The organism is Streptomyces sp. NPDC093094, assembly GCF_044754345.1.
In the GTDB taxonomy this organism is placed as follows: Bacteria; Actinomycetota; Actinomycetes; order Streptomycetales; family Streptomycetaceae; genus Streptomyces.
Genome location: NZ_JBIVOX010000006.1, coordinates 14,952 through 35,491 on the forward strand (window position 1 = coordinate 14,952; position 20,540 = coordinate 35,491).

Consider the following 20,540-nt stretch of genomic DNA (forward strand, 5'->3'; position numbering starts at 1 on the left):
ACGACTCCGGCCGGCACGGACAGCGCCGCCCCCCGGCCGGACGGCGAACCGTCCCCCGGCGGCACCACCGGCACGAAGACCGCCTCCACGGCACGCAGCAGCGCCGTCATGGCCGCGGGGTCGATCGTCTCCCGCGGCACCGGCTTCGTGCGCTCCGCCGTGGTCGCGGCGGCGATCGGCACCATCGGTCCGACCGCCGACGGCTACGCGGTCGGCAACTCGCTGCCCACCATCGTCTACATGCTCCTCCTCGGCGGCGCGCTCAACGCCGTCTTCGTCCCCGAACTGGTCAAGGCGGCCAAGGAGCACGAGGACGGCGGCGTCGCCTACACCGACCGGCTCGTCACGATCTGTGTGACCGCCCTGCTGGTGATCACCGCGACCGCCGTGATCGCGGCACCCGCGATCGTCGACGGCTACACCGACTACACCGGCACGCAGGCGTCCATGACGACCGCGTTCGCCCGCTACTGCCTGCCCCAGATCTTCTTCCTCGGGCTGTTCACCCTGCTCGGGCAGGTGCTCAACGCCCGTGGCCGGTTCGGCGCGATGATGTGGGCGCCGGTCCTCAACAACATCGTCGTCATGGCCGTGTTCGGCCTGTATCTGGCCCTCGCCCTGGGCGGCGGCGACACGCTCACCGCGACGGAGACCGCCGTGCTCGGCTGGGGCACGACCGCCGGTGTCGCCGTGCAGACCCTCGCCCTCGTCCCGGCGCTGCGCGCGGCCCGGTTCCGCTGGCGGCCCCGCTTCGACTGGCGCGGCAGCGGACTGACCCGCCCGCTGCGGTCGGCCGGCTGGCTGGTGCTGCTGGTGCTGGCCAACCAGGCCGCCTACTGGGTCACCACCCGGCTGGCCACCACCGCGGGCCTCGACGGCGGCCCCGGATACAGCGCGTACAACAACGCCTATGTCCTGTGGATGGTCCCGCACGGCATCATCACGGTCTCCCTGGTGACCGCCCTGATGCCCCGGATGAGCGCGGCCGCCGCCGACGGGGACACCGCCGCCCTGCGGCACGACGTCTCCCACGCCCTGCGCACCTCCGCCTCCGCCGTCGTGCCCGCCGCGTGCATGCTGTTCGCCCTCGCCCAGCCGGTGATGGCCCTGGTGTTCGGGTACGGCAGGACCAGCGCCGGCGACACCGCGGCCATGGCCGGGATCCTGATGGCCTTCGCGCCCGGACTCGTCGCCATGTCGGGCCAGTACGTGCTCTCCCGCACCTTCTACGCGCTCTCCGACACCCGTACGCCGTTCCTGCTCAACCTCGTGATCGTCGTCCTCAACGCGGGACTGTCCGTGACGGCCGCCCAACTGCTGCCCGCCCGCTGGGCGGTGACCGGCATGGCGGCGGCGTACTCGGTGGCGCTGTGCGCGGGCTGGGCGGTGACGGCACGGGTGCTGGCCCGGCGGCTCGCCGTCGCCCGTCCGCTGCGGTCGTCCGCCGCCGGAGCCCACGCACGGCTCGTCGTCGCCGCCGTACCCGCCACCGCGCTGGGCCACCTGGCCGCGGTGGGCGCCGGGCGTGCCGGAGCCGTGGCCGCCGCTGCCGCCGGAGGGGCCGTCGTCGTGCTGGTCTTCGCCCTGCTCGCCCGTCCGCTGCGGCTCACCGAACTCGACGCGCTGCTCTCCGGCGTACGCCGGAGAGTGGCCCGGACCTGACCATCACCGAGGGAGAACTGCCCATGCCCCGCGTGCTCCTCATCGAGGACGACCCTTCCGTGCGCGAAGGGGTCGAACTCGGTCTGCGCCGCCGTGGACACGAGGTCCGGGTGGCCGCGACCGGTGAGGCCGGTCTCGCCGCACTGGCCGAGTTCCGCCCCGACCTGATGCTGCTGGACCTGATGCTCCCCGGCATGAACGGGGTGCAGGTCTGCCGGCGGGTCCGCGAGCAGAGCCAGCTGCCGATCATCATGCTCACCGCGCGGGGCGACGACTTCGACGTGGTGATCGGCCTGGAGGCCGGTGCCGACGACTACATCGTCAAACCCGCCCGCACCGAGGTGATCGAGGCCCGGATCAGCGCCGTGCTGCGCCGCATCGACAGCACCGGTCCGGGCCGGCAGACGATCGAGGTGTACGGCGAACTGGCCGTCGACCGGTCGGGGCTGACCGTCACGAAGGCGGGCAAGCGGCTCGCGCTCGCCCCCTCCGAGCTCAGGCTGCTGCTGCATCTGACCGCGGCCCCCGAGCAGGTGTTCAGCAGGCAGCAGCTGCTGGAGCACGTGTGGGAGCACAGCTTCCACGCCGACGCGCGGCTGGTCGACGCCTGTGTCGCCCGGCTGCGCGGAAAGATCGAGGACGAGGCGGGCAGCCCCCGGTACATCCAGACCCTGCGGGGCTTCGGCTACCGCTTCGGACCGCTGTGACCGCCGGACCGGAGGTGGCCGGACCGAGGACCGCCGGACCGAGGACCGCCGGACCGAGGACCGCCGGACCGAGGACCGCCGGACCGGAGGTGGCGGGAAGGCCCCGCGGGAAGAGCGCCGGACGACGCCGCGCGGACGGCGGCGACGCCCCCGGGGGGCGGGCGCGGGCCAGGGCGTTCGGACTGCGCACCCGGCTGGTGTTCGCCTTCCTGCTGGTCGCCGCCGTCAGTGCGGGCACCACCTCCGCACTGACCTACCGCGAGGCCCGCAACGCGCTGCTGAAGACCGCCCAGGACACCGCGGTCTCGTCGTTCCGCGACCAGGTCCAGCAGACCGGCTGGGGCCTGCCCGTGCAGGAGCAGGGGCTGGAGCTCGTGCTGCGGGACATCGCCCGCAAGGGCAAGCCGCACCCCTGGGTGGTGTTCGCGGAGTACGGCTCGCTCCGCGCCTCCTCCGGCGAGAACCCCGTCTCCACCGTCATCACCCCCGAGCTGCGCCGGGCCGCGCACGCCAACCCCAACGGCAGCTTCGAACGGGTCGTCAAGGACGGCGTCCCCTACCTCACCATCGCCATGCCCACCGTCTTCCGGGCCGGCCCCGGCAGCATGCTGCCCAGCGGGCTCATCCTCTACGCCGTCATGCGGATGACCGACGAGCAGGTCAACGTCGACGCGCTCCTGGTGGCCGCCCGCGACGGGGCCCTGCCCGGCCTCGTCATCGCGCTGATCCCGGGCCTGATCGCGGCGCGCAGCGTGCTGCGTCCGGTGCGGGAACTGCGCAAGGCCGCCCAGAGCATGGGCAGCGGCAGACTCGACACCCGGATCCCGGTGCGGGGCAGCGACGAACTGGCCGATCTGGCCCGCACCTTCAACGAGTCGGCGGGCAAACTGGAGACCTCCGTGCGCGAACTGCGCGAGGCCGAGGCACGCGCCCGCCGCTTCGCCTCCGACGTCTCCCACGAGCTGCGCACCCCGCTCGCCGGGATGCTCGCCGTCACCGAGGTCCTCGACGAGGACGCCGACCGCCTCGACCCCGACACCGCCCGTGCGGTCCGTCTGGTCAGCACCGAGACCGGAAAACTCGCCGTGCTCGTCGAGGACCTGATGGAGATCTCCCGCTTCGACGCCCGCGCGGCCGAGCTGAACACCGACGAGGTCGACGTCGCGGAGGCCATCCGCAAGACGCTGGAGATCCGGCATTGGACCGACGGCCGGATCCGCACCGAGCTGCCGCCCGGCATCCGCGCCCGGCTGGACCCCCGCCGCTTCGACGTCGTGGTCGCCAACCTCGTCGGCAACGCCCTGCGGCACGGCGGCGCGCCCGTCACCGTGCGTCTGCGCGTCGAGGCGCGCTCCCCGGGCACGCCCGTGCTGATCACCGAGGTCGTCGACAGCGGGCCCGGCATCCGGCCCGAGGTGCTGCCGCACATCTTCGACCGGTTCTACAAGGCCGACGCGGCGCGTACGCGTTCGGCGGGCAGCGGCCTGGGGCTGGCGATCACGCAGGAGAACGTGCGGCTGCACGGCGGAACCATCCGCGCGGGGAACCTTCCCGCGGGCGGCGCCGTCTTCACCGTGGAGATACCGCTCCACCTGGAGGAGGCCGACGGATGAGGCGTGCGCGGACGCGTCGACGGGCAGGCGCGGTCGCGTCGGGGGTGCTGCTGCTCGGCGGGTGCGGCATCCAGGAGAGCGACGTCATCGAGGCGGGCGGTCCCGCCTCCGTCCAGGCGTTCGTCGGTGACCAGGACATGCTCCTCTTCTTCCAGTCGCCCGGCGGCGGCCTGAGTCCCGTGGTCCGGTCCGCGGGCACCACCGTCATCTACGACGCCGGGGACGGCAAGCCTGGCGTCGTGGATCCGGACGCCGGCGGGGCGGGCAGCGGATGGGGCAGCGGGTCGGGCGACGTGCAGGTGCCGACGGAGAAGGTGGTCCTCGCGCTGCTCGCCGGTCCCGACCAGGAGGACCGGCACGCCGGGCTCCGCACCTCGCTGCCCGCCGCTCCCACCGCCGGGAAGGTCCAGGTGACGGCCCCGTCGGACGGGCAGGTCACGATCGACCTGCCCATCGCGCTGGACGGACTGCGCCGCACGGCGGTGCGCCAGCTGGTCTGCACGATCGCCTACAGCCAGGACTCCGACGGCCGGGTCACGGTGCGCCTCAGAGGAAAGGACGGCGCCTCGGAGTCGGGCACCTGCGACCTCGACCCGGCCCTGAGACGACGTCACTGACGCCACCGGCCCCCCGCCGCGCACCCACCGCATAGGCTGGCCCGGCCGGCTCTTTGCCGCTCGCTCACGGGAGGGGAACCGATGACGGAACTCGCCGACGCCGTCGAATCGATGGAGCAGCTCGCTGTCGTCTGGCGGGCCATGGTGCTCGACCGGGATCCGGACGCGGACGTGCGGGATCTCCCCGGCATCGCCGTCCGGTGGGCCGACTCCCGGTTCGCGTTCTGGAACTGCGTCACCCTGACCGACGTCCACGCGGACACGGAGGCCGTCGGGCGGCAGCTGCGGCAGGCGGCCGGGATCATGCGCGCGAAGACCCGGCCGGGCTTCCTGTGGATCTTCGACGATCTGCTCACCGAGGACGCCCGCGGGAAGCTGGACGCGCTGGCCGGCCGGGCCGGACTCGCCCACGCCTTCCCCGGCACCGGCATGGCGGGCGATCTCCTTCCCGTCCCGGACCCCGCGCATCCCGAGCTGACGTTCGTGCGGGTGAGCACGGACGAACACCTGCGGGCGTACGCGGACCTCAACTCGCGCGCGTACGGGTTCCCGCCGGAGCACGGCCGGGACGGGCTGGCCGGGTCCTCGCTGTGGACGACCGAGGTGTACGCGTATCTGGGCCTGCGGGACGGCGTACCGGTCACCTGCGCCGCGACGGTCGAGGCCGAGGGCCGCCTCTTCGTGATCCTCGTCGCGACGGACCCGCGGTGGGAGCGCAGGGGATACGGCGAGGCGGTGACCCGCAAGGCCCTCCACGAGGGCGCCCGCGCCACCGGTCTGACCCGTGCCACCCTGCACGCGACCACGGCCGGGGCGCCGGTGTACCCGCGCATCGGCTTCGTGCCGAACTCGCCGATGGGCTTCTACGGTCTCGCGGACTGACACCGCGCCCCTCGGGGCCGGGCTCCTCGGGCGCGGCCCCGGCGGCCCTCGCGGTCCGGGTCAGCTCGGGAACAGCTCGGCGATGATCTCCTTGGTGAGCTCGTTGGCGGGTGCCGTGCCGTCGGGCGACTGGTTGAGGTTGGCGAGCACCACGATGGTGGCGCGGCGCGCGGGGTCGTAGCCCATGAAGCTGGTGAAGCCGGGGATCTGCCCGTCGTGGCCGATGAAGCCGAGGATGTCTGCAATGGCGAGCCCGTAGGCCGGCGCGCCGGGGGCGTCGGAGGTCGGGACGAACGTCAGCCGTTCCCGCTGCGTCCGGGCGTCCAGCAGGGTGCCGGTGGCGAGGGCGGGGGCCCAGCGCCGCAGGTCGTCGACGGTGGACACGGCGGCGCCCGCGGCCGAGGCCCAGCTGGCGTTCGCGCCGGTGACGTCGTAGGGGTTGCCGGCCGACCAGTCGGCCCACGCGGCGTCCTTGCCGGTCAGAACGGGGGCGGTGAGGCTGTCGACGTTGCTGATGAACTGGTAGCCGGCCGGGTGCGGGCGGGGGAACGTGGTGCTGGGGTGGTAGCTGGTGTCACGCAGGCCCAGCGGGCGGAAGATCCGCCGCTCGTACAGCTTCGCCAGCGGCTGGCGGGTGAGCTGTTCTGCGATCAGCCCGAGCAGCACCGTGTTGGTGTTGGAGTAGTGGAACGCGGTGCCGGGCGGGAAGTACACCGGGTGGCGGAACGCGATGTCGAGCAGTTCCTCGGGGGTCCACTCGGCCGTCGGGTCCTGGTCGAGCCGCTCGTTGAACCCGAGGTCCTCGGAGTAGTTGAACAGCCCGCTGGTCATCTGCAGGAGCTGGCGGACGGTGATGCGCCGCCCGTTGGGGACGCCCTTGCGGTACTTCGCCACCGGGTCGTCGAGCGACAGCCTGCCCTCCTGCACCAGCTGGAGGACGATCGTGCCGGTGAAGGTCTTGGTGATGCTGCCGACCCGCATGTGGTCGTCGGTGCGGATCGGCTCCCCGGTGGTGAGGTCGCGGGTGCCCAGGGCGGTGGTCCAGGTCCCCGCCCGCGGGGTGGTGACGGAGACGATCGCCCCCGGGATCCGGAGCCGCTGCATGTGCGCGAGGAGATTCTTCGTCAGCTCCGCGGCGTACGGCGGTTCGTGCGCGGCGCCGAGGGTGACGGCGGTGCGGGGAACGGGGGCGGCGACGGCGGGCCCGGTCAGCGCGGGGGCGGCCGCGGCGGCGACGAGGGCCGCGGCAAGGAGCGCCGTGCGCAGGCGGTGTCGTCCCATGTCCATAGGAGGTCCACTTCGCGAGGGGTAAGGAGCCACGTCTGTGTACCACCGCCCCGGCGACGCCCCGCGGACTTGCGCCGACGGTGGGCGCGGCGCCTCCGCGGCGGCGTCCCGGCGGCTTCCCCCGCGGGCCTTCCGGCGGACCGTCAGCCGTCAGGGCGTCAGCTGTCGGGGGGGTTCGTGCGGCGGGAGGCGGCGTCCTCGCGGGCGTGGCGCCAGCGGGAGCGGGCCTGTTCGACGACGGTGTCCCACTGGCGGCGGACTTCGTGTTCGGAGGGGCGCCGGCCCTGGTGGATGCCGAGGAGCTCCTCGCGGACCTCGCGGCCCAGCGCGGCGGACGCGACGAGGGCGAGCATGACGGCGAAGAGGGCGGAGAGCAGGGCGAAGACGGCGCCGACGACCCCGTAGCGGTCGGCGTACACGTTGAACAGCCGCGGCAGATAGAGGGACGCGCCCACGGAGTAGAGCGCGGTGAGGATCGCCGCGGTCACACCGAAGGGGACGAGGCCGGGCCAGGGGATGCGTTTCGCCGACAGGATCCAGCCGCTCCAGACGAGGAACACGGCGGTCACGACCGCGTCGCACAGCGTGGCCACCAGCCCCAGTTCGCGGCCGCCCAGGACGGCGGAGATCCATCCGGTGAGCAGGCCGTAGACGCCGAGGGAGAGGATCCACCACAGGCCGTTGCGGGAGTTGCGCACGCTGAGGGGCTTCAGTTCCCAGGTCTGTTCGAAGAGCCGCTGGGACGCCCGGGCGAAGCTGAGCACCGAGATGATCAGGAAGACCGCCCCGAAGGCGCCCACGCCGCTCGTCTCCGCGTCGTCGGGCACGGAGAACAGGGACCTGACCGCGTCGGCGCCGGCGCCGTTGAGGCCGTAGCGCCGGATGATCCGGTCCGCGGCATCGGCATCGACCGCGTCGCCCAGGAAGGTGCAGGCCAGGATGACGAGCGGAACGAGCGCGGTGAGAGCGCTCGACGCCAGAGCCATCGAACGGTCGAAGCCGACGATCTTCTGGAAGCGGTTGACGACGCGCAGCGCGAACGCCGGGCGCAGCCAGAACGTGAGCGTCCTGACGAGACGCTCCCGGTTGATCTTCGCCGTGCCGCCCTCCATGGAGTGAGACCGTGAACCGCCGGGCGCCTGACGCTAACCCCCGAAGGGCGGGAAGCCGCTCGCGCGACACGCGGCCTTGGTCCGAAGAGGCGGCCCGGCCGCGCCGCCGGTCAGAGGAGGCCGGCGAGCACCAGCTTCTCGGCGAGGTGGAAGAGGAGACCGCCGACGGGGGCGAGCACGGCGCACAGCCAGTACCGGGGCACGCCCGCCCGCGCCAGGAAGACGGTCAGGAACGCGGTGAGCAGCGCACCCGCGGCGAGGAAGACGGTCGCCTCGCCCCAATAGTGGAGCGTCGGCCCGAGCCAGAGCCCTTCCCCCAGCAGGATCATCGCGACGACCGCTCCGGCCACGGGCCGCGCCGACATCGGCCCGCGCCGCACCGCCCACCCGGCCCAGCCGAGCAGGGGCCCTCCGGCCAGCCCCGCCGCCGTCCACACGGCGGCGGTCCCCAGTCCTCCGGCGCCGAACGTGCCGCCCTGCGCGGAAGCCGTGTAGTAGCCGGCGCACGTGAGCACCATCATCAGCGCCCCGCTCCAGGCGGCGAGCGCCCGCGAGCGGATCAGCGCACCGGCCACGGCCGTCCAGATGATCCAGGTGGACACCGAGTTGGTCGCCCGTTCCAGGAAGGGGACCGTGCCGTGCAGGGCGTACGTGGCCCAGCCGAGCACCAGGCCGAACAGCGCGGTCGCGGCGAGGACCGGGGCGGGGGTGTCCCGGCGGGACAGAAGCAGAGCAGTCATGCCGAGGAACTATACACACGACGTATACGCGGCATGTATACACAGTGGGTGTACATGAAGGGCCGGCCCGCGCGCGGCGGTCAGCGGAGCGTGACCGGGACTCCCGCCGACCAGACGCGGCGGACCTTGCGGGTCGCCCGGATGTCCGTCAGCGGGTCGCCGTCGACCAGGACCGCGTCCGCGCGCAGACCCGGCATCAGGACACCGCGGTCGGGCAGTCCAAAGTGACGGGCCGCCAGCACCGTGGCGGAGCGCAGCGCGTCGGCCTCGGTGAGCCCGGCGTCCACCAGCAGTTCGAGCTCGCGGTGGAGGCCGGATCCCTGGCGCACCGGGTCCGGGATCGGTCCGGGCCCGGAGAACGCGTCGGTGCCGGCCAGGACGGGCACCCCCGCCGCGTGGAGGGCGGCGACGGTGTCCCGGCTGTGGGCGTACGCCTGCTCGGGCGCGGGGAAGATCACCGAACTGGCCTCCATCATCGCCAGCGTCGGAACCGCGACCTGCCGGCGCCGGACCATCTCCGCGAGGGTGTCCTCGTCGGGCACACCGTCGCGCGGGACATGGGTGATGATGTCGGCGCCCGCCCGGACCGCCCTGCGGTACGCGTCGACGGAGGACGCGTGCGCCACGCTCGGCCTGCCCAGCGCCGCGGCCTCACGGACCACGGCGTCGATCACGTCCTGGCCTAGGAGGTCCCCCTCGATGACGACCTTGATGTAGTCGGCGCCCTCCGCGACCCGCCGGGCGACGAAGGGCGCGGCCTGCCCGGCGTCCGTGAGGACCGCCTCGGACGGCATGCCGGGCATACGGGCGTGGTTGCCGCCGGGCCCGATGGCCGGGACGCCCGCGCTGCGGATGTCCGGCACCCGCCCGCGGAAGGAGTCGACGCGCTGGTGCGGCCAGCAGGCCATGTCCAGGGCCGTGGTGACCCCGTGCGCGGCGAGTGCGTCCAGGTCGTCGGGGGCCAGCAGGTGGACGTGCGTGTCGAAGAGGCCCGGCAGCAGGGTGGCCCCGCCGCAGTCGAGGGTCTCCGCGCCGGACGGGGTCCCGGTCACGACGGCACCCCGCGCGAACGCGATGCTCGTCGGGGAGGTCAGCCGGGTGCCGTCGAAGACCCGGACGTTGTTCAGTACGACGGTGGAGGAGGGCATGTGTGGGCTCCGGAGGACGATGCTGCGCACGGAAGGCGGACGGGGGCGGGGAAGGTTCAGGTCCTGCTCGGGCCGGCCAGACGGGGCAGCAGCCGGGTCGCGTTGCGGGTGGTGAGGGCCCGCCAGGTGTCGCCCTGCGGCTGGGGCGCCCCGTCCACGGAGGCGATCTGGGCGTCGACGGCCGCCGCCGGCGTCCAGCAGTAGTCGCTGCCGTAGAGCAGCCGCTCGGTGCCCAGGGCGGCGCTCAGCGCCGGGACCTGGTGGGGGAAGGGGGTTCCCGCCATGTCGAACCACAGGGCGCGCAGCTGCTCGGGAACCGGCGGCGTGCCGGGGGCGGAGTCGTGGAAGACCGTGCGGAAGAGTTCCAGGCGGTCGGCCAGCACCGGCAGCGTGCCCCCGCCGTGGGTGAACACCCACTGGATGTCCGGGTGGCGGGTGAGGACTCCGTTGAACACCAGGTCGCTGACGGTACGGGCCGAGTCGAAGATGAACTCGAGCATCGGGCGGGGCCGGCCGACGGACACGGCCTCGTGGCAGCGCGGTGACGTCGGGTGGACGAACACGACCGCCCCGCGCCGGTCCAGCTCCTGCCACAGCGGCTCGAACCGGGCGTCGCCCAGGTAGGTGCCGTGCGCGTTGGTCTCGACGGTGACCCCGTCGGCGCCCAGGACGTCCAGGGCGTGGGCCAGTTCGGTGAGCGAGCCGTCGATGTCGGGCAGCGGCAGGGAGGCGAAGTGGCCGAACCTGCCGGGGTGCTCCCGCACGACGGCGGCGGCGTACTCGTTCACCTCGCGCGACAGGGCACGGGCCGCGCGGTCGTCACCGAAGTGGGTGCCGGGCGAGGAGACGGACAGCAGCGAGGCACGGATGCCTGTCCTGTCCATCAGGCCGAGATGTTCCTCGGCGGACCAGTGCGGATAGCCGGGCATGCCGTCGGGCCGGGTGTGTCCCGCGGCGACGGCCGCCTCCACGTAGGAGGGGGTGACGAAATGGGCGTGTACATCGATGAGCTGCTCGTCGGGCGCCGGCATCGGGGTGGCTCTTCTCCGTGGGGTCGGTGGTGGTGTCCCGGGACGGGCCCTCGTCGGGGCACGAGGACCGATCGGGGGCTTCCCGGGGCTTCCCGGGGTTTCTCAGAGTTCCGGCGGGCGGGGTGCGCCTCTGTGCGTCACGGTGCCCCGCGATGTGCCGGGTCGCCTCCCGGGGCGCCGCGGCACCTCTCGGGGCCGGTCAGGCGTCCCACCAGTCGAAGCGCTGCGTGGGCGCGTGCCGGTCGCGTGCGTGGTCCAGCCGGGTGAGCCGGCCGCGGTGGAAGACCAGCGGGTTCTCCGGACCGGTGGTCGCGGTGAGGCGCTGGATGCGGCCCACGACCGCGAGGTGGTCCCCGGCGGGGAAGCTGTCCTCGACCCGGCACTCGATCCAGGCGACGGCCCCGTCCAGCCGGGGCGCTCCGTTCTCGGCCGGACGCCAGGTGCAGCAGGAGAACCGGTCGGCGGAACGGCCGGCGAACGCGGCGCACACATGTTCCTGCTGCTCCGAGAGCACGTTCACGCAGAACTCGCCCGCCTCCACGAGCGCGGCGGCGGTGGCGGAGTGCAGTCCGCAGTAGAAGACCACCAGGGGCGGGTCCAGGGACACGGAGGTGAAGCTGCCGACCGTGACCCCGACGGGGCCCTCGGGGGTGACGGCGGTGACGACGCCGACCGCCGTGGGCACCCGGCCCAGCACGGTCCGGAAGGCGGCGGCGTCCGGGGGCGAGGACGGCGCAGGCGGGGCGGCGGCGGTGGATGCGGGCACGGCGGCCTCCTGGAGTGACGGTCCGCGACGGCGCGTGCGCCACGGCGCACGCGCCGGGACCGGGGCGGGTTTCCCCGAGTGAAACCCCTGCCCCGGACGGTGGGCATGGGCTGGGCGGCCAAACGCCGACGCGCCGATTGCGCCACGGGCACAAGCGGGGACCCGTTTGGTCCGGCGGGCCAAACGGCGGCGGGACTTTTGCGGTCCCGGCGCGAGAACAGCGGCCGGAAGGTGGCGTGGAATCGCGGCATCGGCGCTGCTCCGTGCAACGGGCCGCGCCGCCCGAGCCGCTGATCCACGGAGGTACCCATGTCCACGACCCCATCCCTCACGCCGGCCGTCGGCACCGAGGACGAGGCGCTGATCGCCCGTGCCGCGGCCCTGGTCCCGCTCCTGCGCGAGAACGCCGCCCGCACGGAGCAGGGGCGCCGTGTGGTGGAGGAGAACATCGAGGCCCTGGCCGAGGCCGGGCTGTTCCGGCTGACGGTGCCCCGGCGCCTCGGCGGCCACGAGACGAACCTCCGCACCTTCCTGCGGGTCGTCTCGGAGCTGGCCCGCGGCTGCGGGTCGACCGCCTGGGTGACCACGCTGATCAACGTCAGCAACTGGACGGTCGGCCTGCTCCCGGAGCAGGCCCAGAAGGAGGTCTGGGGCAACGGCCCCGACGCGCGGACCTGCGGCGTGCTGGCCCCCAGCGCGACCAGCAGGGCCGTGGACGGCGGCCAGGTCGTCACCGGCCGCTGGGGCTTCGCCTCGGGCAGCCTGCACAGCCAGTGGGCGGCGCTGGGCTTCCCGATCGTGGACGCCACCGGACGCCAGGTCGACCAGGGCATGGCGCTCATCCCGCTGTCCGAACTGACCGTCGAGGACACCTGGTTCGTGGCGGGCATGCGCGGCACGGGCAGCAACACGCTGGTCGCCGACGAGGTCTTCGTGCCCGACCACCGGATCATGTCGGTGACCCGGGCCGTCCAGGGCGTCTACCGCACGGAGTTCAAGGACGAGGCGCTGTACCGGTCGGCCCTGGTGCCGATGCTGGCGCTGGTCCTGGCGGGCCCGCAGGTGGGTCTGGCGAAGGCCGGACTGGACGTCGTCAGCGGTTCGCTCGCCAAGGGCAAGGGGATCTCGTACACGTTCTACGAGCAGGCGAAGGACTCCCCCTCCACGCAGATCCAGCTGGCCGAGGCGGCCCAGCTGATCGACACCGCGGAGCTGCACCTGCTGCGCGCCGCGGACTCCATCGACTCCTGGGCGGCCGAGGGCGAGCAGATGCCCCTCCTGGAGCGGGCCCGTTCCCGCATGGACACCGGCTATGTCGCGCGGCGTGCGCGTGAGGCGCTCGACGTCCTGCTCAGCGTCCAGGGCGCGGGCAGCTTCGCCGAGGGCAGCCCGCTCCAGCGGATCTGGCGGGATCAGGAGACCGGCAGCCGGCACGCGGTGATCAACCCGGCGATCTCGACCGAGCTGTACGGGCGTGCGCTGCTGGGCATCGAGGAGCAGGTCACTCCGCTGATCTGATCCGCCCGCCGGACCGGTCAGGAGGGAAGGGAGGCCGGGCCATGGGGTTGTCCGCCGCGGACGGGCCCGAGCACGGCGGCGCCCAGTGCGTGGGCGGCCTCCAGCGCCGCGAGCACCTCCGGGAGCCGGGCGGCGACGTCGTGTCCCATCAGCTCCTGGGCGCGCTTGACCCGGTAGGTGACCGTGTTGCGGGCGACGTGCAGCCGCGCCGCGGAGACGACGAGGCTGCGCTCGCTGCGCAGGTAGTGACGCAGTGTCTCGCGCAGCTGGTCCGCCTGCGGGGTGTCCGCCGCGAGCCCGGCCAGTTCGTCGTGCACGAAACGCCGGGTGGCGGTGAGGTCGGCGGAGAGCAGGGACGCCAGGGCCACGTCGGGGTAGCCGACGACGGGGTCCGTGCGCGGGCTGAGCCGCATGACCCGGGCGGCGGCCTCGGCCTCCTGGTGCGACCGCCGGAAGCCGGACAGTCCCTCGCGCCGCGTTCCGCAGGCGATGCGGATGCCGGGGAGGTCGAGGGGCCCCGGCTGCTCGTCGTCGGCCCCGGCCGCCGCGGGGGCCGGGGCGCCCCAGGCCCAGAGGCTGGTGCGCCCGGTGGGCACGAGCAGGGTGGTCGTGCAGTGCCGCCGGCGCAGGAAGTGGGCCGCGGCCTGCTGAAGGTCGGTGGTGGGAGCGGCCAGCTCGGTGTCGTGCCAGACGACCAGGGCGAGGTGACGGCCGCGCAGGGGGTAGCCGAGGGCACGGGTCGCGGTCTCCTCCCGCAGGGGTTCGCCGCCGAGGATCTGGCGGACGGTCTCCTCACGGGCGGCCGCACCGCTGGCGACCCAGCGGTCGTGCTCGGCGAGGTACTCGGCGGTCATCCCGGAGGCGAAGTCCTCCACGTAGGCGAGCAGGGCCTCCGAGATACGGCGGAACTGCCGGGCGTGCTCGGCGGCCGGAGCGAGTTCCTGGCAGGCGGACATCAGGGCACGGGACAGCTCGGCGTGGGAGACGCGGATGCCGCGCAGCACCTTGTCCAGGCCGACCCGGCGCCGGGCGAACTCGCGGTCGCCCAGCAGGGCCTCCTCGGTGGCTCCGGCCGAGACCTGTCTGCCGGTGAGCAGCAGCAGCGCCTGGAGGACGACGGACTCGGTGCCCATCCGCAGGGTGCGGAACAGGTCCGGGCCCTCACCCAGTTCCGGCAGCTCCCGGGTGATGACCTCCGCCAGCCGGTGGCCGAGGTCGACCGCCCAGGCCACGGGCTCCTCGCCCAGGGCCTCGGTCGCCTCGGCGACGGTCCGCTCCGAGCTGGCCGGCGGATGCGCCGGGCCGGCGCCCGTGGGGGCGAGCCGGTGGATCCAGCCGTCGGGGCCTGGGCGGGGGTGGGCTGTCATGGCGTCTTCCTTGCCGTCATGGCGTCTTCCTCGCCGTCGTCTCGTCAGCAGGTGCGGCGGCACGGTCCGCTGCGTCCGCCGGGCTGGAGGAACCTTCCCCGTACGGCGTCGGCGCGGCATTCCGCGATGGGCCACCCGGCGGCACCTTCGGCCCGGGTTCCGCCATGGCCGAGCACCCTAACAGGGAAACGCCATTCCTGATGAATATCGCCAATCCATTGCCTTAACGCCATTTCCGCGCTCCCGTGGCCTCCGGCCCGGGCGCCGGAGGAGCCCGGTGCCGCGCGGGCCGCACTCACCGTCGAAGGCGGCGGGGCGCACGCGGCCCGCCGGCCCGGCCTCCGCGCCGCGCACGGGGCCGGCCGATCGGCGACGCCCGACCGGCACGAGAGGTGTGCACCCGACTCGCACAAGAGGTGTGCGTCCGACCGGCACGAGAGGTGTGCACCCGATCAACTCGGCTCCGCAAAAGGGATGTTGATCGGACGCAGTCCTGCCCGCACAGCTGTTTACATCGATGTATATCCGGCTCTAGCCTGACGCGGATCCCTCCTCCCCCACAGGAAGGAAGACCGCGTTGATCCTCCGTATGCCGCACCCCATCGGACGCCGGCGCCGCGCCCGGGTCCGGGCCGCGCTGTCCGGCCTGGCCGCGGCGCTGGGCCTGGTGCTCGCCGGCCCGGCCGTCGCCGGCACCCCACCGGCTCCCGCCCCGCCGGCGGCGGACAGCCTCGCCCCCACCGCCACGGGCACTCCCCTGCGGGCCGGCCCGGGAATGTACCCGCGGGCGGTCCGGCTCGCCCACAACGGCTCCGCCAACGGCCGTGTCCTCGCGAGCGTGGTCACCTTCGACGGCAACAACGGCATCGGCGCCGTCCACGAGAGCACCGACTCCGGGGCGACCTTCCGCGAGGTCGGCCGGGTCGTGGACCCCGAGTCCGCCGCCGGCCAGGGCCTGTGCTGCGCCACCCTCTTCGAACTCCCCCGGCAGATCGGCGCGTTGCCCGCCGGCACCCTGCTGTGGGCCTCCTCCGCCGGGCAGGACGAGCCGAACCGCCGCATGGCGCTGCGGATCTGGCGCAGCAACGACGTCGGACGCAGCTGGTCCTATCTGTCCGCCTGCGCGGTGGCGGGCGGCACGGGCGGCCTGTGGGAGCCGGAGTTCTCCGTGGCCGCCGACGGGGCGCTCGTCTGCCACTACTCGGACGAGACGGACCCGGCGCACAGCCAGAAACTGGTGGCCGCGCGCACCTACGACGGGGTGCACTGGCAGGGCCACCACGACACCGTCGCGAGCACCTGGGCCCCGGACCGGCCGGGCATGCCGGTGGTGCGCCGGCTGCCGAACGGCACCTACTTCATGGGCTACGAGATCTGCAACCCGGGCGGCCAGTACCAGTGCGTGGTGCACTACCGCACCTCCGCCGACGGCTGGAACTGGGGGAACCCGGCCTCGCTGGGGATCCGGCCGGAGACCGTCGACGGCAAGTACCTCCGCGCCGCGCCGACCGTGGCCTGGGCCCCGTCGCCCGGCGGCGGGCCGAACGGGCGGATCCTGCTCATCGGGCAGCGGCTGCTGAACCGCGACGGCACGCCCGCCGCCGACAGCGGCCGCACGATCCTCGCCAACACCGAGAACGGCAGCGGTCCCTGGTACGAGATCCCGTCGCCGGTGACCGTGCCGGCGCCCGAGGTGAACTACTGCCAGAACTACAGCACCCCGCTGCTGCCGTCGGCGGACGGCAGCCGGGTCCTGGAGATCGCCACGGACTTCGACGGCACGGTGTGCCGGGCCTGGTTCGGCAGCGGTCCGCTCACCGGCAGCGGTGACGCGGCCGGGGTCGTGGACGGCGGACTGTACCGGCTGGTGAGCGCGGGCAGCGGCCACTGCCTGGACGTGGCCGCCGACTCCCGCGCGCCCGGCGGCAACGTCCAGCAGTGGACCTGCAACGGGCTCGGTCCGCAGCAGTGGACCCTGCGGGCGCGCGGCGACGGCCGGTTCACGCTGACCGCGCGCAACAGCGGACTGTGCCTGGACGTGGAGAACGGCTCCCCCACGCCGGGCGCGGACGTCCGGCAGTGGTACTGCAACGGGCAGTCCGCGCAGGACTGGCGGCTGGAGAACGTCGGCCGGGGCTACTACCGGCTGGTGGTCCGCTCCAGCGGCCAGTGCCTGGACGTGGCCGGGGGCTCGCGCGAGCCCGGGGCCGATGTCCGGCAGTGGACGTGCAACGGGCTCCAGCCGCAGATCTGGCGGCTGGAGCGGGTCTGACCTCCTGCGGTGCCTCCCCGGTGCGCGACCGGGAAGGCACCGCACGGCCCGGCTACTCCCGGGCCCGCTCCTCGATCGCGGCCGGCCGCAGCTGCGCGGCCCGGACACGGTCGACGTCGAGCTTGGTCCCCCGGTCGAAGCGGTAGACGCCGTTCTGCTCCTGGAAGACGTCCGTGAGCTGGGTGTAGCAGTAGCCGAACATGTTCGGGTCCGCCAGCAGCACCCCGGTGAGCCCGGCGAAGCGCGCGTGGAACTCGTCCTCGTCACGGACCCGTTCGCCGTAGCCCCAGGACTCGGTGCGGTCCTCGCCCGACTGCGCGGCGGCCGCCTCCGGGTCCCACCAGATGCCGCCGAACTCGCTGACGAAGTAGGGCTGTCCGCGGTAGGGCTGGGAGTAGGCGGCGCCGTTCTCGTAGGAGTTGACGAACGGCTCGTCCTTGTCGAGGCCGGACATCAGCGTGCGGAACGCCTCGGGGTCCTGCTCGTAGTGGTGGGCGTCGTAGACGTCGGTCTCGGCGACGCGGTGGGCGTAGCCGGAGGCGTCGACGACGGGGCGGGTGGTGTCCATGGCCTTGGTGGCGAGGAACATCGCGCGGGTGACGTCGTCGAGCCGGGTGATGCGGTCGTGCAGCTTCTGGTACGTCTCGTTCAGCGGGCACCAGCCGATGACCGAGGGGTGGGAGTAGTCGCGTTCGAGGGCCTCCAGCCACTGGGCGACGTAGGAGGCGTCGGGCTGCTGGTTGTCGCCGGAGGAGCCGCCGACCTCGCAGCCCCAGTCGCCGAACTCGCCCCACACCAGGTAGCCGAGGCGGTCGGCGTGGTGGAGGAAGCGCTCCTCGAAGACCTTCTGGTGCAGGCGGGCCCCGTTGAAGCCGGCCTCCATGGCCAGTTCGATGTCCCGGACGAGGGCCTCGTCGGTCGGCGCGGTCATCAGGCCGTCCGGGTACCAGCCCTGGTCGAGCACCAGGCGCTGGAAGACCGTGCGGCCGTTGAGGGTGACGGCCTTGCCGCGCACGCCCACGGCGCGCAGGCCCGCGTAGCTGTCGGCGGTGTCGACGACCTGCCCGGCGGAGTCGACGAGTTCGAGGCGCAGGTCGTACAGGTGCGGGTCCCCGGGCCCCCATTCGCGGCGCCTGCCGTCGGGGACGGGCAGCACAAGACGGGGGGCGAGGTCCAGATCGGCGCGGGCCTCGGCGCGGGCGACCTCGCCGTCGGCGTCACCGAGCACGGCCCGCACCCGCAGTCCGGGGCGGTTGCCGGACAGCGGCAGTTCGACGTGGAAGGCGGAGCCGGCGAGGTCCGGGGTGATCCGGGGGCGCCGCAGATGGACCTCGGGGACGGGTTCGAGCCAGACGGTCTGCCAGATGCCGGTCACCCGGGTGTAGTTGCAGTCGTGGTTGGCGTACCGGACGGCCTGCTTGCCGCGCGCCTGGGGGCCCGACCTGGGGTCGCGGGCCCGGACGGTGATGACGACCGGCTCGCCGGAGCCCGCGATGTCGCCGAGGTCGGCGGTGAAGGGGGTGAAGCCGCCGCGGTGCCGGACGACCTCGCGCCCGTCGGCCCACACGGTGGTGTCGTGGTCGACGGCGCCGAAGTGCAGCAGCACCCGCCGACCGGCCCAGTCGGCCGGCAGCGTGACCTCCCGGCGGTACCAGACGGCGTTCAGGAAGTCGGTGTCGCCGATGCCGGACAGCTCGGACTCGGGCGGGAAGGGGACGAGGATCTCGTCGTGCAGTTCACGGCCGAGGAGTCCGCGTTCGAGGCCGCTGTCCCCCCGGTCGGTCTCGAACTGCCAGGCGCCGTTCAGGTTGAGCCAGTCGCGCCGCACGAACTGCGGTCGCGGGTACTCCGGGCGCGGTACGGAGTGAGTGGGCACACATGCTCCAGTCGTTCGGGCGGCCGGGACACGGGCCGCCGTGGCTGCGGTGGGGCGGGAGGGCGGGGGTCAGGAACCGCCGAGGCCGGTGGTGGCCACGGAGTCGACGATGCGGCGCTGGAAGAGGAGGAACACCACGATCAGCGGCAGCGCGGCCAGCAGGGCGGAGGCCATGGACTGCGCGTACTGGATGCCGAAGGCGTCCTTCACGGTGGCGAGGCCGACCGGGAGGGTCATCAGATCGGGGTCGTTGGTGACGATGAACGGCCACATGAAGTTGTTCCAGGCGCCGATGAACACGAAGATCGCGACGGCGGCGACGATCGGCCGCGACAGCGGCAGCACGATCGAGAGGAACACCCGGAACTCGGACGCGCCGTCGATGCGGGCGGCGTCCTCCAGTTCCCGGGGGATGCCGTCGAAGAAGCGCTTGAGGATGAACACCATCATCGGCGCGACGACCTGCGGCAGGACGACGGCCGCGTAGGTGTCCACCAGGTCGAACAGCAGCATCTGCTTGAACAGCGGGACCACGAGCAGCTGCGGCGGGACCATGACGGCGGCCACCGTCACGCCGAGCAGGACACGGCGGCCGCGGAACGTGCCGCGGGAGAGCCCGTAGGCGGCGAGGGTGGAGACGGTCACGGTCAGGACCGTCACCAGCGAGGCGATCAGCAGGCTGTTGAAGGCCCAGAGGGTGACGTTGCCGCGCTCCAGGATCTGCCGGTACGCCTGCGCGGTGAAGGCGCCCTTGAAGGGCGAGAGTCCCGGGGTGGCCACGTCCTGCTCGCTCTGCACGGAGGTGGCGACCGCCCAGACGAACGGCAGCAGCCAGACGGCCGCCAGGACGGTGAGGGCGGTGCCGGCCAGGACGCGCGGCACCCGGCCGTGGCCGAGGAGCAGCGGGGAGCCGTCGCGCTCCGGGGCCGGCCGGCGCCGTGGGCGGCGCAGAGGGGGTGCGGTGACGGACACGGTCAGTCCTCCCGGCGGAAGAGGCGCAGCTGGACGAGTGAGACGACCACGACGAGCGCGAAGAAGAGGTACGAGACGGCGGAGGCGTAGCCGAGCCGGTAGCCGGTGAAGCCGACGTCGTAGACGTACTCCAGGACGGGGCGGGTCGAGCCGTTCGGGCCGCCCTTGGTGAGGATGTAGATCTGGTCGAACACCTTCAGCGAGGCGAGGATCTGGAGCATGGCCACCAGCACGGTGGTCCTGCGCAGCTGGGGCAGGGTGATGGACCACAGCCGGCGCCAGGCGCCCGCGCCGTCCAGGGCGGCGGCCTCGTCGAAGGTGGTGGGCAGGGACTGGAGTGCGGCGAGGTAGAGCAGGAAGTTGAAGCCGACGGTCCACCACACGGTCAGCGCGGCGATCGACCACATCGCGACGGCCTCGTCGGACAGCCAGCCGACGGGCCCGATGCCGAAGGTGTCGAGGAACTGGTTGGCCAGGCCGATCTCCGGCTGGTAGAGCCAGGCCCACACGAGGGTCACCACGGTGACGGGCAGCAGGTAGGGGGCGAAGAACGCCAGCCGCCAGGCCCATTGTCCGGCGAGCCCGCTGTGCACCAGCAGGGCCATCGCCAGGGCGACGAGCACCAGGGGCACGGAGGAGACGACGGTGAACAGGACGGTGTTGCCGAGGCTGCTCCACACGTCCGGGTCGCCGAACGCCTCGGTGTAGTTGTCGAGGCCGACGAAGGCGGTGTCGCGCAGGGCGAGCGAGCTGTCGGTGAAGCTCATCCACAGCCCCTGCGCGATCGGCCACACCATGAAGAGGGCGAACAGCAGCAGGAACGGCATGACGAAGACCAGTCCGTTGCCGGCGGTCGGGCGGAATCCGCGGAGGCCGGGCCGGCGAGGGGCGTCGGCCGGGGGCGCGGCGGCGCCGGCGGGGGCCTTCGCGCCGTGGGGTGCGGTGGTGGTCATGGCGGTCACTCCTCTCG

17 protein-coding genes are annotated in these 20,540 nt (G+C 73.4%); 7 read left to right on the plus strand and 10 right to left on the minus strand.

Annotation, left to right across the window (positions count from 1 at the left end):
- Positions 1 to 108 precede the first annotated feature (108 nt).
- From murJ to ACIQGV_RS13660, 5 genes are all read left to right on the plus strand, one after another.
- Complete coding sequence (murJ, locus tag ACIQGV_RS13640) at positions 109 to 1,662, plus strand: murein biosynthesis integral membrane protein MurJ (RefSeq protein ID WP_402494979.1); 1,554 nt, start codon at positions 109 to 111, stop codon at positions 1,660 to 1,662.
- A 23-nt stretch (positions 1,663 to 1,685) separates the two neighbouring features.
- On the plus strand, positions 1,686 to 2,369 hold the full coding sequence (locus ACIQGV_RS13645) for a response regulator (RefSeq protein WP_402494153.1): 684 nt from the start codon (positions 1,686 to 1,688) through the stop codon (positions 2,367 to 2,369).
- An 89-nt stretch (positions 2,370 to 2,458) separates the two neighbouring features.
- Positions 2,459 to 3,982, plus strand: coding sequence for an ATP-binding protein (locus ACIQGV_RS13650; RefSeq protein ID WP_402494155.1), 1,524 nt, complete (start codon positions 2,459 to 2,461; stop codon positions 3,980 to 3,982).
- The gene (locus tag ACIQGV_RS13655) at positions 3,979 to 4,599 is read left to right on the plus strand and encodes a hypothetical protein (RefSeq protein ID WP_402494156.1); all 621 of its coding nucleotides are present in this window, start codon (positions 3,979 to 3,981) and stop codon (positions 4,597 to 4,599) included. The genes ACIQGV_RS13650 and ACIQGV_RS13655 overlap by 4 nt, the downstream gene beginning before the upstream one ends.
- 81 nt (positions 4,600 to 4,680) lie before the next feature.
- Positions 4,681 to 5,481 carry a GNAT family N-acetyltransferase gene (locus ACIQGV_RS13660; RefSeq protein WP_402494158.1) on the plus strand — a complete coding sequence of 267 codons (801 nt, stop codon included), beginning with the start codon at positions 4,681 to 4,683 and terminating at the stop codon, positions 5,479 to 5,481.
- Positions 5,482 to 5,541: 60 nt separating this feature from the next.
- On the opposite strand, the gene ACIQGV_RS13665 is transcribed toward ACIQGV_RS13660, so the two are convergent.
- The 6 genes from ACIQGV_RS13665 to ACIQGV_RS13690 all read right to left on the minus strand — a co-directional run bounded on the left by ACIQGV_RS13665 (position 5,542) and on the right by ACIQGV_RS13690 (position 11,565).
- A complete protein-coding gene (locus tag ACIQGV_RS13665; protein WP_402494159.1) occupies positions 5,542 to 6,762 on the minus strand; it encodes a serine hydrolase domain-containing protein in 1,221 nt (406 codons plus the stop codon).
- Positions 6,763 to 6,926: 164 nt separating this feature from the next.
- The gene (locus tag ACIQGV_RS13670; RefSeq protein WP_402494160.1) at positions 6,927 to 7,880 is read right to left on the minus strand and encodes a YhjD/YihY/BrkB family envelope integrity protein; all 954 of its coding nucleotides are present in this window, start codon (positions 7,878 to 7,880) and stop codon (positions 6,927 to 6,929) included.
- 110 nt (positions 7,881 to 7,990) lie between these two features.
- Positions 7,991 to 8,620, minus strand: coding sequence for a DUF6518 family protein (locus tag ACIQGV_RS13675; protein ID WP_402494162.1), 630 nt, complete (start codon positions 8,618 to 8,620; stop codon positions 7,991 to 7,993).
- 80 nt (positions 8,621 to 8,700) lie between these two features.
- Positions 8,701 to 9,768 carry an amidohydrolase family protein gene (locus ACIQGV_RS13680; RefSeq protein WP_402494163.1) on the minus strand — a complete coding sequence of 356 codons (1,068 nt, stop codon included), beginning with the start codon at positions 9,766 to 9,768 and terminating at the stop codon, positions 8,701 to 8,703.
- Between the two features lie 56 nt (positions 9,769 to 9,824).
- Positions 9,825 to 10,799 carry an amidohydrolase family protein gene (locus ACIQGV_RS13685; protein ID WP_402494164.1) on the minus strand — a complete coding sequence of 325 codons (975 nt, stop codon included), beginning with the start codon at positions 10,797 to 10,799 and terminating at the stop codon, positions 9,825 to 9,827.
- A 199-nt stretch (positions 10,800 to 10,998) separates the two neighbouring features.
- Entirely contained in the window at positions 10,999 to 11,565 is a 567-nt protein-coding gene (locus ACIQGV_RS13690) for a flavin reductase family protein (RefSeq protein WP_402494166.1), read from the minus strand.
- 309 nt (positions 11,566 to 11,874) lie between these two features.
- Here ACIQGV_RS13690 and ACIQGV_RS13695 point away from each other — a divergent pair, with 309 nt between their 5' ends.
- Positions 11,875 to 13,083, plus strand: a complete 1,209-nt coding sequence (locus ACIQGV_RS13695; RefSeq protein WP_402494167.1) for an acyl-CoA dehydrogenase family protein — start codon at positions 11,875 to 11,877, stop codon at positions 13,081 to 13,083.
- Between the two features lie 17 nt (positions 13,084 to 13,100).
- Here the strand turns inward: ACIQGV_RS13695 and ACIQGV_RS13700 are convergent, their stop codons facing one another.
- Positions 13,101 to 14,450, minus strand: a complete 1,350-nt coding sequence (locus tag ACIQGV_RS13700; protein WP_402494168.1) for a PucR family transcriptional regulator — start codon at positions 14,448 to 14,450, stop codon at positions 13,101 to 13,103.
- Between the two features lie 589 nt (positions 14,451 to 15,039).
- On the opposite strand from ACIQGV_RS13700, the gene ACIQGV_RS13705 reads away from it, so the two are divergent.
- The gene (locus ACIQGV_RS13705) at positions 15,040 to 16,722 is read left to right on the plus strand and encodes an RICIN domain-containing protein (protein ID WP_402494170.1); all 1,683 of its coding nucleotides are present in this window, start codon (positions 15,040 to 15,042) and stop codon (positions 16,720 to 16,722) included.
- 52 nt (positions 16,723 to 16,774) lie between these two features.
- Here ACIQGV_RS13705 and ACIQGV_RS13710 read toward each other — a convergent pair whose 3' ends face one another.
- From ACIQGV_RS13710 to ACIQGV_RS13720, 3 genes are all read right to left on the minus strand, one after another.
- The gene (locus ACIQGV_RS13710; RefSeq protein ID WP_402494171.1) at positions 16,775 to 18,598 is read right to left on the minus strand and encodes a glycoside hydrolase family 2 protein; all 1,824 of its coding nucleotides are present in this window, start codon (positions 18,596 to 18,598) and stop codon (positions 16,775 to 16,777) included.
- A 69-nt stretch (positions 18,599 to 18,667) separates the two neighbouring features.
- Positions 18,668 to 19,570: a carbohydrate ABC transporter permease gene (locus ACIQGV_RS13715; RefSeq protein WP_402494173.1), complete on the minus strand. Its 903-nt coding sequence runs from the start codon at positions 19,568 to 19,570 to the stop codon at positions 18,668 to 18,670.
- 2 nt (positions 19,571 to 19,572) lie between these two features.
- Positions 19,573 to 20,523: a carbohydrate ABC transporter permease gene (locus ACIQGV_RS13720; RefSeq protein ID WP_402494175.1), complete on the minus strand. Its 951-nt coding sequence runs from the start codon at positions 20,521 to 20,523 to the stop codon at positions 19,573 to 19,575.
- Between the last annotated feature and the right edge of the window lie 17 nt (positions 20,524 to 20,540).